The organism is Bradyrhizobium sp. USDA 4504, assembly GCF_054063995.1.
The window spans coordinates 6,087,501-6,102,306 of sequence record NZ_JBSSGV010000001.1; the positions used below are offsets into that span (position 1 = coordinate 6,087,501).

The 14,806-nt window shown below is 63.5% G+C and carries 11 protein-coding genes, 2 tRNA genes and 1 rRNA gene; 5 read left to right on the forward strand and 9 right to left on the reverse strand.

The genetic code is table 11. The features are described 5' to 3' along the window. Positions 1-172: 172 nt before the first annotated feature. From ACVMB1_RS28745 to ACVMB1_RS28755, 3 genes are all read right to left on the reverse strand, one after another. Positions 173-248 (reverse strand) — tRNA-Ala (locus ACVMB1_RS28745). A gap of 35 nt (positions 249-283) precedes the next feature. After that, a tRNA-Ile gene (locus ACVMB1_RS28750) sits at positions 284-360 on the reverse strand. A 211-nt stretch (positions 361-571) separates the two neighbouring features. Continuing rightward, positions 572-2,060: ribosomal RNA gene (locus tag ACVMB1_RS28755) — 16S ribosomal RNA — on the reverse strand. 1,008 nt (positions 2,061-3,068) lie between these two features. Between ACVMB1_RS28755 and ACVMB1_RS28760 the strand changes: the two genes are divergently transcribed. Both ACVMB1_RS28760 and ACVMB1_RS28765 read left to right on the forward strand, forming a co-directional pair. Beyond that, positions 3,069-5,132 (forward strand): M23 family metallopeptidase, encoded by a 2,064-nt coding sequence (locus ACVMB1_RS28760; RefSeq protein WP_057017855.1) that lies wholly within the window; start codon positions 3,069-3,071, stop codon positions 5,130-5,132. Between the two features lie 94 nt (positions 5,133-5,226). Continuing rightward, positions 5,227-5,484 carry a hypothetical protein gene (locus ACVMB1_RS28765; RefSeq protein WP_057017856.1) on the forward strand — a complete coding sequence of 86 codons (258 nt, stop codon included), beginning with the start codon at positions 5,227-5,229 and terminating at the stop codon, positions 5,482-5,484. A 15-nt stretch (positions 5,485-5,499) separates the two neighbouring features. On the opposite strand, the gene ACVMB1_RS28770 is transcribed toward ACVMB1_RS28765, so the two are convergent. The 3 genes from ACVMB1_RS28770 to ACVMB1_RS28780 all read right to left on the reverse strand — a co-directional run bounded on the left by ACVMB1_RS28770 (position 5,500) and on the right by ACVMB1_RS28780 (position 9,601). Continuing rightward, positions 5,500-5,814: a hypothetical protein gene (locus ACVMB1_RS28770; protein ID WP_141340954.1), complete on the reverse strand. Its 315-nt coding sequence runs from the start codon at positions 5,812-5,814 to the stop codon at positions 5,500-5,502. 380 nt (positions 5,815-6,194) lie between these two features. Then, positions 6,195-8,846, reverse strand: a complete 2,652-nt coding sequence (gene clpB / locus ACVMB1_RS28775; protein ID WP_076827467.1) for an ATP-dependent chaperone ClpB — start codon at positions 8,844-8,846, stop codon at positions 6,195-6,197. Positions 8,847-9,037: 191 nt separating this feature from the next. Further along, positions 9,038-9,601: a helix-turn-helix domain-containing protein gene (locus tag ACVMB1_RS28780; RefSeq protein ID WP_076827465.1), complete on the reverse strand. Its 564-nt coding sequence runs from the start codon at positions 9,599-9,601 to the stop codon at positions 9,038-9,040. A 58-nt stretch (positions 9,602-9,659) separates the two neighbouring features. Between ACVMB1_RS28780 and ACVMB1_RS28785 the strand changes: the two genes are divergently transcribed. Continuing rightward, positions 9,660-10,175, forward strand: a complete 516-nt coding sequence (locus tag ACVMB1_RS28785; RefSeq protein WP_076827463.1) for a GNAT family N-acetyltransferase — start codon at positions 9,660-9,662, stop codon at positions 10,173-10,175. A gap of 55 nt (positions 10,176-10,230) precedes the next feature. Further along, on the forward strand, positions 10,231-11,022 hold the full coding sequence (locus ACVMB1_RS28790; RefSeq protein ID WP_057017861.1) for an MOSC domain-containing protein: 792 nt from the start codon (positions 10,231-10,233) through the stop codon (positions 11,020-11,022). Between the two features lie 41 nt (positions 11,023-11,063). On the opposite strand, the gene ACVMB1_RS28795 is transcribed toward ACVMB1_RS28790, so the two are convergent. After that, the gene (locus ACVMB1_RS28795) at positions 11,064-11,729 is read right to left on the reverse strand and encodes a TIGR02594 family protein (RefSeq protein ID WP_076827461.1); all 666 of its coding nucleotides are present in this window, start codon (positions 11,727-11,729) and stop codon (positions 11,064-11,066) included. 231 nt (positions 11,730-11,960) lie between these two features. Between ACVMB1_RS28795 and ACVMB1_RS28800 the strand changes: the two genes are divergently transcribed. Continuing rightward, positions 11,961-12,833, forward strand: a complete 873-nt coding sequence (locus ACVMB1_RS28800; protein ID WP_076827459.1) for an alpha/beta fold hydrolase — start codon at positions 11,961-11,963, stop codon at positions 12,831-12,833. Positions 12,834-12,924: 91 nt separating this feature from the next. Here the strand turns inward: ACVMB1_RS28800 and metW are convergent, their stop codons facing one another. Next, on the reverse strand, positions 12,925-13,590 hold the full coding sequence (gene metW / locus ACVMB1_RS28805; RefSeq protein ID WP_076827457.1) for a methionine biosynthesis protein MetW: 666 nt from the start codon (positions 13,588-13,590) through the stop codon (positions 12,925-12,927). Further along, positions 13,587-14,792 (reverse strand): homoserine O-acetyltransferase MetX, encoded by a 1,206-nt coding sequence (gene metX, locus ACVMB1_RS28810; protein WP_076827455.1) that lies wholly within the window; start codon positions 14,790-14,792, stop codon positions 13,587-13,589. The genes metW and metX overlap by 4 nt, the downstream gene beginning before the upstream one ends. Positions 14,793-14,806 lie beyond the last annotated feature (14 nt).

Genomic DNA, 14,806 nt, shown 5'->3' on the forward strand with positions numbered 1-14,806 from the left:
TCCCGGAGATAATGAATGGCTCAGGCGAATTGCTTCGCTTGATCCAAACTCGGATCGATCTCCTCTTTACGATGTCAGAAAACACGCACGTCACCGTCCATCCGGACCAATGAGTGCGAAGTGATGTTTCGCGGACGAAATGAACGAGGCGCTATCGAGCTTCAATTCCATCTGGTGGAGCCAGACGGGATCGAACCGACGACCTCATGCTTGCAAAGCACGCGCTCTCCCAGCTGAGCTATGGCCCCGTACCAGAAGACGAATGCTCCGCACTCGATCAAAATGGTGGGCCTGGGAAGACTTGAACTTCCGACCTCACGCTTATCAAGCGCGCGCTCTAACCAACTGAGCTACAAGCCCCTAACACGAGAGACATGCCGGCGCGCACTCGACCTGAAGTCGGTACATCGCACAGCGCTCAGCCCCTGGCGCGTGTTCGTCCGCGAAGAAAGAGAAACGAAGACGGCGAAATCCCGCCAATGGAGCTCAACAATCCTGAAACTGTTGGCCCCTGAATGTTTCTAAAACGATCCGATAGATAGCGTGAGCTGATCTGAAGGATCATCCTTAGAAAGGAGGTGATCCAGCCGCAGGTTCCCCTACGGCTACCTTGTTACGACTTCACCCCAGTCGCTGACCCTACCGTGGCCGGCTGCCCCCTTTCGGTTAGCGCACCGTCTTCAGGTAAAACCAACTCCCATGGTGTGACGGGCGGTGTGTACAAGGCCCGGGAACGTATTCACCGTGGCGTGCTGATCCACGATTACTAGCGATTCCAACTTCATGGGCTCGAGTTGCAGAGCCCAATCCGAACTGAGACGGCTTTTTGAGATTTGCGAAGGGTCGCCCCTTAGCATCCCATTGTCACCGCCATTGTAGCACGTGTGTAGCCCAGCCCGTAAGGGCCATGAGGACTTGACGTCATCCCCACCTTCCTCGCGGCTTATCACCGGCAGTCTCCTTAGAGTGCTCAACTAAATGGTAGCAACTAAGGACGGGGGTTGCGCTCGTTGCGGGACTTAACCCAACATCTCACGACACGAGCTGACGACAGCCATGCAGCACCTGTCTCCGGTCCAGCCGAACTGAAGAACTCCGTCTCTGGAGTCCGCGACCGGGATGTCAAGGGCTGGTAAGGTTCTGCGCGTTGCGTCGAATTAAACCACATGCTCCACCGCTTGTGCGGGCCCCCGTCAATTCCTTTGAGTTTTAATCTTGCGACCGTACTCCCCAGGCGGAATGCTTAAAGCGTTAGCTGCGCCACTAGTGAGTAAACCCACTAACGGCTGGCATTCATCGTTTACGGCGTGGACTACCAGGGTATCTAATCCTGTTTGCTCCCCACGCTTTCGTGCCTCAGCGTCAGTATCGGGCCAGTGAGCCGCCTTCGCCACTGGTGTTCTTGCGAATATCTACGAATTTCACCTCTACACTCGCAGTTCCACTCACCTCTCCCGAACTCAAGATCTTCAGTATCAAAGGCAGTTCTGGAGTTGAGCTCCAGGATTTCACCCCTGACTTAAAGACCCGCCTACGCACCCTTTACGCCCAGTGATTCCGAGCAACGCTAGCCCCCTTCGTATTACCGCGGCTGCTGGCACGAAGTTAGCCGGGGCTTATTCTTGCGGTACCGTCATTATCTTCCCGCACAAAAGAGCTTTACAACCCTAGGGCCTTCATCACTCACGCGGCATGGCTGGATCAGGCTTGCGCCCATTGTCCAATATTCCCCACTGCTGCCTCCCGTAGGAGTTTGGGCCGTGTCTCAGTCCCAATGTGGCTGATCATCCTCTCAGACCAGCTACTGATCGTCGCCTTGGTGAGCCATTACCTCACCAACTAGCTAATCAGACGCGGGCCGATCTTTCGGCGATAAATCTTTCCCCGTAAGGGCTTATCCGGTATTAGCTGAAGTTTCCCTCAGTTGTTCCGAACCAAAAGGTACGTTCCCACGCGTTACTCACCCGTCTGCCGCTGACATATTGCTATGCCCGCTCGACTTGCATGTGTTAAGCCTGCCGCCAGCGTTCGCTCTGAGCCAGGATCAAACTCTCAAGTTGGACTTGAAACCTTGAACCGGCTGATCACAACGTTTGACGAGGTCCCACCATTCTTCGTCGACCGAAGTCAACGAGCCGCCTGCGATTCACATCGTTGGCAGCGATGGTGTAACCTTTAAAACGTGTACCGCCGAAGTCTTTCGTCCACTCTCAGAAGTCAAAAGCCGAAGCTTTCAAGTATTCCGAGAGACGCAAGGACTCCGCCGTCCACGTTTCTCTTTCTTCATCTTCACTTGTCAAACAGCCCGGGATCCGATGACCCCACACCCTTGGAGGGTGGTTCTACCCTTCACCGGCCGACGGTGAACTTCAACCGATTTATGTCGGCTGTTGTGTCACTCATCGAAGTGAGGAGCATCAGTGGCGCGTTCGCTCGCCTTGGTCAGTGACCCGGCGGCGCCGCGCTCAGTGGTTGGTTTATAGTCCGCACCCCTCGGGATTGTCAACGGCCATTGTCAACAAATCGTCGCACGCCCAAATCGCTTGTGCAGTGCGAAGAAATTCTCGTGCTTTCCGTGGCTTAGGTCGGAGGTAAAAATTCGCCGCCCAGCCCACGCGGCAAAAAACTTTAAAAAAAGTTCGTCGCCGGGCGGCCCGTGAGGCCCTCCAAAACGGGTTCCGACCGCCCCGGGGCCGGGCGGCGCGCATCGACCTGCTTTCAGGGAAGCTTTTCCACCTCAAATGCCGCACTTGAGCCACAATCCTGCGACGTTCTGGCTATAACGAATGCATTGAACCGCTCGTAACCTGTGGGGGCTGGGGCGGTTTTTCTGGGGGACCAGGCGATTTTCTCCAAAAATCCGTCGCCTCTTCCCTTCGCGGCCGAGCAACATCGAGAGATCTGCACACCATTGACGTTCGAGATCGCGGCTAGCTAATGGCCATCGGCTTCTCGAATTCGATGCGTGTGGCTCGCCACACTGCCGCGATTCCTCTTCGGGGGATCAAGGTGGGGACGAGGACGAGCTGAGGTCGATCGCAGTTGCTGGAATTTGGGGGGATATCGGGTTGAGCCAACGGGCGTCACGCGGAAGCGGAATTGGGCGCGAGACCGGGATGATCGATCTCGGTCACGAGCCGCCGCTTTCAGTCGACGGCACCGAGGCCGCGGTGATCGACCGTCGCCGTGTCTCCGTCCAATGGTTTAGCGGCACCATTCTGACTGGACTATGTGGCGCGGCCCTGATCGGCGGCGCCGTTTTTGCGTCGCTCGACGGCGAGATGACCTTCGCCAAGGTGCCGGAGCGTGTCGAAGGCGCGCTCCGCGGCGCGTTCACCGGCAACGATCGCGTCGTCAGCCTGCACAAGGGTGACCGCCTGCCGCCGCCCAGCGAATCCTCCGCCTCCCGCAGCCTGGTGCGCGTGTCGACCGTGACCCGCGTCGGCAATCGCGACGTGATGCGGGTGCGGCCCTTCATCCGAATTTCCGGCAATCTCTCGATGACCACGAGCGACCTGTCGGCAAAAATCCCTGCGTTCAACGCGCAGCGTCTCTTGACCGATGTCGGCTCCGACACGCCGGCGGCGGCCGAGGATCCGAATGCGGCGGCCGAGCCCGACGCCGAGGTCTCGTTCGTCACCAAGGATCTCGGCTCCGTGCTGCCGAAAGCCAAGCTCGCCGCGGTCGTCGCGCTCGACGACGTGCTGATGCGGGTCCGCGACGCCGCCAACTGGCGCGGCTCCGGCGGCTCGGTGCGCTACGCTTCACTCGCCAATGCCGCGGCTGACGCGAGCGGCGCCGGCCCCGACATGAGGATGGCCTACGCCACCGAGGGCAACACCTCCGATCCCTATGCCGGCTTCGAGACCCGCGTGGTGCCGGAAAACGTCACCCTGCTGCCGAAGACCAAAGAGCAGGTCACCGGCGGCAATCCGGTCGGCGAGCGGGTTCACCTCGTCAGGAAGGGCGACAGCATCACCTCGATCCTGCGCGATCAGGGCGCAACGCCCGACGAGGCGAAGGCGATCGCCGCAACGCTCGGCCCGCGTGGCCGCGAGGGCGGCCTGAAGGAAGGCCAGAAGGTACGGATCCTGATGGCGCCGGCCGCGCCCGGACCGAATGTCAGGCTGCAGCCCTATCGCGTGATCGTCGCCAACGAATCCGTCATCGAGGCCGTCGCTGCGCTGTCCGATCTCGGCAAATACGTTGCCGTCGACGTGCAGAGCATGAACACCGTCACCGAGACCGCCGACAATTCCAGCGACGATGACGAGGATGATGGCAGCGGCGTGCGGCTCTATCAGAGCATTTACGAGACCGCGCTGCGCAACAAGGTGCCGCCGACCGTCATCGAAGACATGGTCAAGATCTACTCCTACGACGTCGATTTCCAGCGCAAGGTCCAGCCCGGCGACTCGTTCGACGTGTTCTTTGCCGGCGAGGACGAGGGCGTCACCAGCACCGAAAAGACCGAAGTGCTCTACGCCGCGCTGACCGTGGGCGGCGAAACCAAGAAATACTACCGATTCCAGAGCTCCGACGACGGCCTCGTCGACTACTATGACGAGACCGGCAAGAGCGCGAAGAAGTTCCTGGTACGCAAGCCGGTCAACAACGCGATCATGCGTTCGGGCTTCGGCGGCCGCCGCCACCCGATCCTCGGCTATGTGAAGATGCACACCGGCGTCGACTGGGCCACCGCCTACGGCACGCCGATCTTCGCGTCCGGCAATGGCGTGCTCGAGAAGGTCGGATACGAGGGCGGTTACGGCAAATATATCCGCATGAAGCATGCCAATGGCTACGAGACCGCCTACGGCCACATGTCGGCCTTCGCCAAGGGCATGGAGATCGGCAAGAAGGTGCGGCAGGGCCAGGTGATCGGCTTCGTCGGCTCGACCGGCCAGTCGACCGGCCCGCACGTCCACTACGAAATCCTGGTCAACGGCCGATTCGTCGACCCGATGCGCGTGAAGCTGCCGCGCGGCCGTTCGCTCGAAGGCCCGATGCTGGCGAACTTCGAGAAGGAGCGCGACCGGATCGAGGCCCAGATGTCCAGCCGCGGCAGCTCGCGAATCGTCTCGGACGCCACCAGTTCCACGTCGCAGACGCGCTCCACCACCAACCGCTGACGGCGGAAACCTCGCTCAGGAAGCCGTTCCATCCGGAACCATCCGCGCCCGTCAGGCTTTGTCCGCTTAGGTAAACCTTGCAGAGGAGGCGCGCATGGCAAGCCTCACCCGCGACGATGTGCTGAAGGCCGTCGGCTCCGCCGACGACGTCACGATCGCGAGGATTATCGCGTCGGGGGCGACGATCACCGAGCTTGCCGAGGCGCAAGCCTGGCTCGCCAATGACGAGCCGCTGATCAATGCCGGCAAGCCGCTGGCCACCGGCCGCGCCCGCGAGCTGGTCGATATCCTGTCCGAACTCGAGCCCGGCGAGGACGACGAGCCGTCACCGCCCATCGCCCCGCCGGAATGACGGGTCCGGCAAGATTTACGGCGCGAGGCTGGCGCAGATCAGGAACACGATCCCGATCGCGGTCAGCCCGAACGCCACGGATGCGAGCGGGAGCAGCATGTCGATGGTGGCATGGGTGCTGTTGATCGTGCTGCCCCAGACCGCGAATTCGCCGGTCCGCCACTCCCGGAACGGAATCGACCGCTGATGCAGGTTGTGCCGATCGTCGTATTTCTGCCGGATCAGCGAAAGCACCCACGGCAACAGCACCGCGACGAACAGCGATACGCTGACGAACATCAGCGACAGCTCGACGTCGTCCTGACGGTCGAACAATATCCATGCCGCCACCGCGAACCACCGGCGGCTACGCCGTAGACGCGGGGATGAAGATCGTCATAGACGGGCCGGTTATGGGCAATGAGGTCTCTGCTCATGCAATTCGCCTGCTGCTGAGGGCGACCGGAGGTGTGGCTTTGCAGGATGATGCAAGGCGGCGCGCGAATCAGCGATGCGATTCGGACCGAATACTTCCCTTTGCAGCTGCGCGGGACGTTTGCCACGCCAGCCGATCATCAGGATGAAAACGAACGCCGTCCCGAGGCGGTTTCATTAATTCGGGCTCACAAAACCGGCCGCCGAACAGGAACTCCGTCGCATGCGGCCCGCCGATGTCATGGCGATGGATGCGGCCTGTCGCCAGGCCGCATCCGGTTTCGCTATCGAAACGCTCAGTTCAGCTTGCGCTTCGAGACCGGGGCCTCGAACTGCACGATCTCGGCGGTTTTGGGCACCTGACCGTTGAAGGTCAGCACGTTGCCCTTCTCCGAGATCACGACATGATCGCCGTCCTTGACCTCGCCGGCGAGGATCATCTCGGCCAGCGGATCCTGCACGCTGCGCTGGATCACCCGCTTCAGCGGGCGGGCGCCGTAAGCCGGATCCCAGCCCTTCTCCGCGAGCCAGTCCCGCGCCTTGGGGTCCAGCGTGAGCTCGATCTTGCGATCCTCGAGCAGCTTGGTCAGCCGCGCGAACTGGATCTCGACGATACGGCCCATCTCGCTCTTCTGCAGGCGGTGGAACAGGATGATCTCGTCGATGCGGTTCAGGAATTCCGGCCTGAAATGCGCCCGCACGACGCCCATCACCTGATCGCGGACCGCCGCGGTGTCCTCGCCCTCCGGCTGATTCACCAGGAACTCCGAACCGAGATTCGAAGTCATGATGATCAGCGTGTTGCGGAAGTCGACGGTGCGGCCCTGACCATCGGTCAGGCGGCCGTCATCGAGCACCTGCAACAGCACGTTGAAGACGTCGGGATGCGCCTTCTCGATCTCGTCGAACAGCACGACCTGGTAGGGCCGGCGCCGCACGGCTTCGGTCAGGGCACCGCCCTCGTCGTAGCCGACATAGCCGGGAGGCGCGCCGATCAGCCGCGAGACCGAGTGCTTCTCCATGAACTCGGACATGTCGAGGCGGACCATCGCGGTCTCGTCGTTGAACAGGTCAGCGGCGAGCGCCTTGGTCAGCTCGGTCTTGCCGACGCCGGTGGGGCCTAAGAACATGAACGAGCCGGTCGGCCGGTTCGGATCCTGCAGGCCCGCGCGGGCACGGCGCACGGCGGTTGCCACCGCACGCACGGCTTCAGCCTGGCCGACGACGCGCTTGGCGAGACTGTCCTCCATTTTCAGGAGCTTGTCCTTTTCGCCCTCGAGCATCTTGTCGACCGGCACGCCGGTCCAGCGCGAGACGACCTGCGCGATGTGGTTGGCGGTGACCGCCTCCTCCATCATCTCGCCGCCGCTCGGCTTGCTGTTCGCTTGCGCCTCGATGTCGGCGAGCTTCTTTTCCAGCTCGGGAATCCGGCCATAGGCCAGTTCGCCCGCCTTCTGGAATTCGCCGCGACGCTGCGCATTGGCCAGCTCAACGCGGAGCGCGTCGAGTTCGCTCTTCAGCTTCTGGGCATTGGAGAGCTTGTTCTTCTCCGCGCTCCAGCGCGCCGTCAGCGCCGTCGATCGCTCCTCGAGCCCTGCGAGTTCCTTCTCCAGGGTCTGCAAGCGGCTCTTGGAGCCGGCATCGTTCTCCTTCTTCAGCGCCTCCTGCTCGATCTTCAGCCGGATGATGTCGCGATCGAGCGAATCGAGCTCTTCCGGCTTCGAATCAACCTGCATCTTCAGCCGCGCCGCCGCCTCGTCCATCAGGTCGATGGCCTTGTCCGGCAGGAAGCGGTCGGTGATGTAGCGGTTCGACAGCGTGGTCGCGGCCACCAGCGCGGAGTCGGTGATGCGCACGCCGTGATGCTGCTCGTATTTGTCCTTGAGGCCGCGCAGGATCGAGATGGTGTCCTCGACCGTCGGCTCGCTGACATAGATCGGCTGGAACCGGCGAGCCAGCGCCGCATCCTTCTCGACATGCTTGCGGTACTCGTCGAGCGTGGTCGCACCGATACAGTGCAACTCACCACGCGCGAGCGCAGGCTTCAGGAGGTTGGACGCGTCCATTGCGCCGTCGGTCTTGCCGGCGCCGATCAGGGTGTGCATCTCGTCGATGAACAGGATGATGCCGCCCTCGGCCGACGAGACCTCCTGCAGCACGGATTTCAGCCGCTCCTCGAACTCGCCGCGATATTTCGCGCCGGCGATCAAGGCGCCCATGTCGAGCGACAGCAGCTTCTTGTCCTTCAAGCTCTCCGGCACGTCGCCATTGAGGATGCGCAGCGCCAGGCCCTCGACAATGGCGGTCTTGCCGACGCCGGGTTCACCGATCAGGACGGGATTGTTCTTGGTCCGCCGCGACAGAACTTGAATCGTGCGGCGGATCTCCTCGTCGCGGCCGATCACCGGGTCGAGCTTGCCGTCGCGCGCAGCCTGGGTCAGGTCGCGGGCATATTTCTTCAGCGCGTCGTAAGCGTTCTCGGCGGTCGCACTGTCGGCGGTGCGGCCCTTGCGCAGCGCTTCGATGGCCGCGTTCAGGTTCTGCGCCGTGACGCCGCCCTTGCTCAGGATCGAGGCCGCCTCGCTGCCCTTCTCGAGCGTGAGCCCGAGCAGCAGCCGCTCGACGGTGACAAAACTGTCGCCGGCCTTGTCGGCGGCCTGTTCCGCCGCATCGAAGGCGCGCGCCAGCTCCGGCGACAGGTAGACCTGTCCGGCGCCATTGCCCGAGACCTTCGGCAGCTTGTTCAGCGCCTCTTCGGTCGCTTTCAGGATCGCTCCGGAATTGCCGCCGGCACGGTCGATCAGACCGCCGGCGAGCCCCTCATTGTCGTCCAGCAGTACCTTCAACAGATGCAGCGGCGAGAACTGCTGGTGACCGTCGCGCATTGCGAGCGACTGGGCAGACTGGATGAATCCGCGCGCGCGCTCGGTGTACTTCTCAATGTTCATTCGTTTTCCCTCGGCCTGCCGTCACCACCCATTCAGGCATGGTTCCGGCATCTTCATTGGGTTTCCGCGGGCCGCGTTGACGTTCCTCAACCAGCCTCTGGTCGTCGCCATCATTTTTCAGGCTTGCCGCAGATGTGGGCACTTGGTTCCAAAACGGAAGAGCCACAGCCTGCGATTTCGCCCGGTGAAGCTCAGCGCCGCACGATGGCGACAAGGTAGCGGCAAGGCTGAGCGGTTTCGTTACGGAAGACGATGTCCGACGGCGGACCGAGCTCGACGCGGTCGCCCGCAGCGAGCTCGTGGCGCTCCGCTCCTTCCATCAAGGTGAGGCGGCCGCTGATCACCCAGACCACCTGGCGGACCAAGTGATAGGCGCTGGCGGGGAAGCCGGCTTCCTGCCTCGCAGGCAGTTCGATCTCCACCAGCTCCAGCGGATTGGCCGGATGCAGGAACACTTGCCGCCGCAGATAGGCCGCCTTCGGATCTCGCCACACCGGCTGATCCTTGGCCCGCTGCAGGCGGGAATTTCGTGAGGCAACCTCGAACAGCGCGGCCATGGTCAGGCCATAGGCCGTGGCGATCCGCGACAGCGTCGCCGCCGTCGGGCTTGCCTCCGCCCGCTCGATCTTGCTGAGCATGGCCTTGGACACGCCCGCCCGCCCGGCGAGGTCCGCCAGCGACCAGCCGCGGCCCTCCCGTTCGGCGCGAACCCGCCGCCCGAGAGCCTCATCGGCCTTGTCCTCTATAATTGACATATCGTCTTATATAATAGACGATGGGGATCCGTTCAAGAGGCCCGTCAAGGAACCACCGATGATTATCCGCCCCGCCACAGAGCAGGACATCCCTGCGATTACCGCGATCTTCAACGAGGCGGTCGCCAACTCGAATGCGATCTGGACGGAGAAGCAGGATTCCGAGGCCGAGCGGCTGGCCTGGATGACGGCGCGGCTGGCTCTGGGCTATCCCGTGCTGGTGGCCGTCGAGGGGACGACGGTGCTCGGCTACGGCACATTCGGCGACTTCCGGGCCTTCCCGGGCTACCGCTACAGCGTCGAGCACAGCGTCTATATCCATGCCGATCATCGCGGCCGCGGCCTCGGCCGGATCATCGTCGACGAGCTGATCGCCGCGGCCACCGCGCTCGGCAAGCACGTCATGATCGCCGGCATCGACGGCGGCAATCTCGCCTCGCTGCGGCTGCACGCGCGGGCCGGCTTTGTCGAGGTCGCCCGGATGCCGGAGGTCGGACGCAAATTCGGCCGCTGGCTCGATCTCGTGTTCATGCAACGCCTGCTGGACGCTCCTGGAGCGGCGCGCGCCGACTAGTACCTTCCCGCGGGCGGCAGTTCTCCTCGCACGCCAAACAGGCTAGAGCGGGCGAATGGACAACACGCACGCTTCCTCTGCCCGGATCACCGGCATCTATCGCTACCCCGTCAAGGGTCTCACGCCCGAGCCGCTGCCGCACGCAGAGCTCAAGGCCGGCGAGACGCTCCGCTCCGATCGCCGCTATGCGATCGAGAACGGCCCGAGCGGTTTCGATCCCTCGGTGCCGAAATGGCTGCCGAAGCCGCATTTCCTGATGCTGCAGCGGGACGAGTGGCTGGCGCCGCTGCGCGCCCATTTCGACGATGACAGCCATGTGCTGACGCTGCGCCGGGATGGCGCGATGGTGGCCCAGGGCGACCTCGAGACCGCGGAAGGCCGCGCGGCGATCGAACGCTATTTCGCCAATCGTCATACCGGCCAGATCAAGGGCCCGCCCAAGGTGCTGGTCAGCCCCGGGCACAGTTTCTCCGATGTGCCGCGCAAGGTGGTCTCGATCATCAATCTGGCCAGCCTGCGGGCGATCGAGGAGATGGTGCAGGCGCCGGTCCATCCGCTGCGCTTCCGCGCCAACCTCTATGTCGAAGGCTGGCCGGCCTGGCATGAAGCCAGCCTGCTCGACCAGACCATCGCGATCGGCAGCGCCCGGGCCAGGGTGGTGAAGCGCATCACCCGCTGCGCCGCGGTCAATGTCGATCCCGACACCGGCGCGCGCGACCTCTCGGTGCCGAACACGCTGATGCAGCGTTTCGGCAACAATGAGTGCGGCATCTATGCCGAGATCATCAGCGATGGCGGCGCCGCCGTCGGCGACACGATTGCCGCTGAGGGACCTGTAGCGTCGTAGGCCGGGCAAGGCGCGTGCGCGCCCCGCCCGCTTTCGAGCGATCAGTTGGTCGGCATCACATAGGCGTAGATGCGGCCGCGCGAGACCCGCGTCTCGCGGACGCGGTGGCCGCTGTTGCCCGAGATCATGATCGGATTGCCCTTGGCATCGACGCCGGTGATGATGCCGACATGGCCGCCGCCGCGGCGGCTCATCACGGCGATGGCGCCGACCTGCGGTCCCGAAACGCGCGTGCCGTATTTGGCGAACGAGCTCGCCATGTCGGAGCCGGTGCCGCGATGGCCGGTGTGCTGCAGCACCATGTTCATGAAGCGGGCGCACCACAGGCTGGAGCGGCCGGTCGGATTGCCGCCGAGATAGCGGCGCGCCTCGGCCACGATGCCGGACGAGCCGAAGCCGCTTGCCGCAATCACGCCGCCCGTGTTGGGCACGGGGTCAGCGCTGCCGGGCAACGGCGCTGCGTTGGTTTCGATGATCCCGCCCGGCTGCGCGAGTGCGCGGCGCTCGGCGCGCGACAGCCGCGCTGCGGGCCGATAGTGATGACGGGCATAATGACGCGCGTGATGGCCGGCATGGGCCGAATGCGCGTGACGGGAATGATGCGGACGGGCGGATGCCGGTGCGGCGGAGATCACGGCGAGAGTGAGCGAACACAGAGCCAGCGCCAAAACACGAAGTGACCGGCGACACGCAAGCAACTGAACCATACTTCACTAGATCCTCTGTAACGCCCCCCAATTCCCCGTCGCGTTCCCGGGGGAACACGGCGGTGGTTTTGAAAATCGGGATGGCGCGAGGAAGATTTCATGCGGCACTGCGGGACCAATTTCTTGGTCATTCCGCGATGATTCGATGACGAGAAAGGAACCGGAACTGCCGCATTGCGGCCTCGAAAATTAACTGCAAATCTGGAGGCGGCCAACGAGAGGAGAATTTCAATGCCCTACGCCACGACGAAAGATCATGTCCGCCTCCACTTCGAAGAGGCCGGCAGCGGAACCCCGATCATCTTCCTGCACGAGTTCGCCGCTGATCACACCAATTGGGAGCCGCAGATGCGCTACTTCGCGCGCGGCCACCGCTGCATCGCCTATTCGGCGCGCGGCTACACGCCGTCCGACGTGCCTGCGAGTGCCGACGTTTACACCTACCAGCACTTCTATACCGACGCGCTCGCCGTGCTCGACCATCTCGGCATCGCCAAGGCGCATTTCGTCGGGCTCTCGATGGGCTCCTATTCGTCGCTGCAGATCGCCCTCAACGCGCCGGAGCGCGCGCTGTCGATGACGCTGGCCGCGGTCGGCTCCGGCTCAAGCCTCGAGCATCTCGATGCCTTCCGCGCGCAGTGCCGTGCCAATGCCGAGCAATACGAGAGCATCGGCGCGGTCGAGGTCGCCAAGGTGACGCGCGAAGCGCCGAGCCGGATTCCGTTCCTGGTCAAGGATCCGCGCGGCCACGCCGATTTCTACGCCGCGCTCGCCCGCCACGACGCCAGAGGCTCAGCCAACACGATGCGCAGCTTCCAGGGCGGCAGGCCCTCGATCTACACCATGACCGACGCCATCAAGCGCGCCGCGACGCCGGCGCTGATCCTGTGCGGCGACGAGGACGACAATTGCATCGCGCCCAGCATGTTCCTGAAGCAGCATCTGCCGGCCGCCGGCCTCTCGTTCTTCCCGAAGTCGGGCCACGTGCTCAACCTCGAGGAGCCGGCGCTGTTCAACGAGATGGTCGAGCGCTTCATCGCGCTGGTCGAGGCCGGCCGTTGGCCGGTACGCGATCCGCGGTCGCTGGTGGCGGCGCCGGTGTAGTCCTGTCATTCCGGGGCGATGCGCAGCATCGAACCCGGAATCTCGAGATTCCGGGTTCACACTTCGCGTGCCCCGGAATGACGCCATGACGTCACTTCCCCTGCCCACCCCGGCTGAGCAGGAACACGCCCTGCTCGCCGAACATGTTCCACACCCACCACGGCAGGTTGAGCGGCACCGGACGGCCGTAGAGATCGAGCGCCACCGCGCGCTCCATCTTGACGTTGATCTCCTCGCAGAGCTGCACGAAATCCTTGATGGTGCAGAAGTGGATGTTCGAGGTGTCGTACCAGCTCGCCGGCAAATTCTCGGTGCGCGGCATGTGGCCCCCGATCAACAGCTGCAGCCGCATCCTCCAGAACCCGAAATTCGGGAACGAGACGATGGCGCGCTGGCCGATGCGCAGCAGATTTTCCAGCACCACCTTGGGCTGTCGCGTCGCCTGCAAGGTCTGCGACAGGATCACGTAGTCGAACGCATCATCCGGATAATTGACGAGGTCGGTGTCGGCATCGCCCTGCACCACCGCGAGCCCCTTGGCGACGCAGCCATTGACACCCTCGCGCGACAGCTCGATGCCGCGGCCGTCGATGCCGCGGCTTTCCAGCAGTTGCAGCAATTCGCCGTCGCCGCAGCCGACATCGAGCACGCGCGAGCCCGGCCGCACCATGTCGGCGACCAACAGATGATCGGTGCGATAGCCGCCGGTCCGCTCCGGCGCGATACCCGGCAAGGGCAATGTCTGCTGCATGCTCATGACCGGCCGCCGTCCTTCAGGCCGCGCGCCTTGCCTGCGGCCAGCAGGAAGGCACGGGAGATCTCGAGGAATTCGGGCACGTCGAGCAGGAAGGCGTCGTGCCCCTTGTCGGTCTCGATCTCGGCGAACGACACCCGCGCGCTCGACGCGTTCAGCGCATGCACCAGCGCGCGCGATTCCGAGGTCGGAAACAGCCAGTCGCTGGTGAACGACACCACGCAGAACCGCGTTTGGATGCCGGTGAACGCCTTCGCCAGCACGCCGTTGTGGTCGGCGGCGATGTCGAAATAGTCCATCGCGCGGGTCAGATAGAGATAGGAGTTGGCATCGAAGCGCTCGACAAAGGACGAGCCCTGGTAGCGCAGATAGCTCTCGACCTGGAAATCCGCATCGAACGAGAAGGTCGGCAGCTCGCGGTCCTGCATCCGCCGTCCGAACTTGCGGTGCAGCGCGGCGTCCGAGAGATAGGTGATGTGCGCGGCCATCCGCGCCACCGCCAATCCGCGGTGCGGATGGGTGTCCTCGTCGACATAGCGGCCGCCGCGCCAGTCCGGATCGGCCATCACGGCCTGGCGGCCGAGCTCGTGGAACGCGATGTTCTGCGCCGAGTGGCGCGTCGAGCAGGCGATCGCGAGCGTCGAGAACACGCGCTCCGGATAGGCCGCGGTCCATTGCAGGACCTGCATGCCGCCCATCGAGCCGCCGACCACGCAGAACAGCGTCGTGATGCCGAGACGATCGATCAGCATCGCCTGCGCACGCACCATGTCGGGGATGGTGATGATCGGGAAATCGAGTCCCCACACCTTGCCGGTCGCGGGGTTCAACGACGCAGGGCCGGTCGAGCCCATGCAGCCGCCGATCACATTGGAGCAGATGATGAAGTACTTGTCGGGATCGATCGGCCGGCCGATGCCGACCATGGTCTCCCACCAGCCGGGCTTGCCAGTGACGGGATGGATGTTGTTGACATGCTGATCGCCGGTCAGCGCGTGGCAGACCAAGATCGCGTTGGAGCGGTCGGCATTGAGCTCGCCATAGGTCTGGTAGGCGATCTGGAATGGTGCGAGATCGACGCCGCAATCGAGCTTGAGCGGCTGGTCCATCCCGAACTTCGCCACCAATGACGACGGATGGTCGGCCTCATGGGCGCGATCATCGCTCGGGGTTTGTGGGCTCGGTATCGGACGCACGTTGCTCATCTAGGCGACCCTGC

Excerpts from the sequence above, each read along its gene's own strand:
- ACVMB1_RS28765 (WP_057017856.1), top strand. The coding sequence starts at position 5,227 with ATGGCAAGCCTCACCCGCGACGATGTGCTGAAGGCCGTCGGCTCCGCC.
- clpB (WP_076827467.1), bottom strand. The coding sequence starts at position 8,846 with ATGAACATTGAGAAGTACACCGAGCGCGCGCGCGGATTCATCCAGTCT.
- ACVMB1_RS28780 (WP_076827465.1), bottom strand. The coding sequence starts at position 9,601 with ATGTCAATTATAGAGGACAAGGCCGATGAGGCTCTCGGGCGGCGGGTT.
- ACVMB1_RS28785 (WP_076827463.1), top strand. The coding sequence starts at position 9,660 with ATGATTATCCGCCCCGCCACAGAGCAGGACATCCCTGCGATTACCGCG.
- ACVMB1_RS28790 (WP_057017861.1), top strand. The coding sequence starts at position 10,231 with ATGGACAACACGCACGCTTCCTCTGCCCGGATCACCGGCATCTATCGC.
- ACVMB1_RS28795 (WP_076827461.1), bottom strand. The coding sequence starts at position 11,729 with ATGGTTCAGTTGCTTGCGTGTCGCCGGTCACTTCGTGTTTTGGCGCTG.
- ACVMB1_RS28800 (WP_076827459.1), top strand. The coding sequence starts at position 11,961 with ATGCCCTACGCCACGACGAAAGATCATGTCCGCCTCCACTTCGAAGAG.
- metW (WP_076827457.1), bottom strand. The coding sequence starts at position 13,590 with ATGAGCATGCAGCAGACATTGCCCTTGCCGGGTATCGCGCCGGAGCGG.
- metX (WP_076827455.1), bottom strand. The coding sequence starts at position 14,792 with ATGAGCAACGTGCGTCCGATACCGAGCCCACAAACCCCGAGCGATGAT.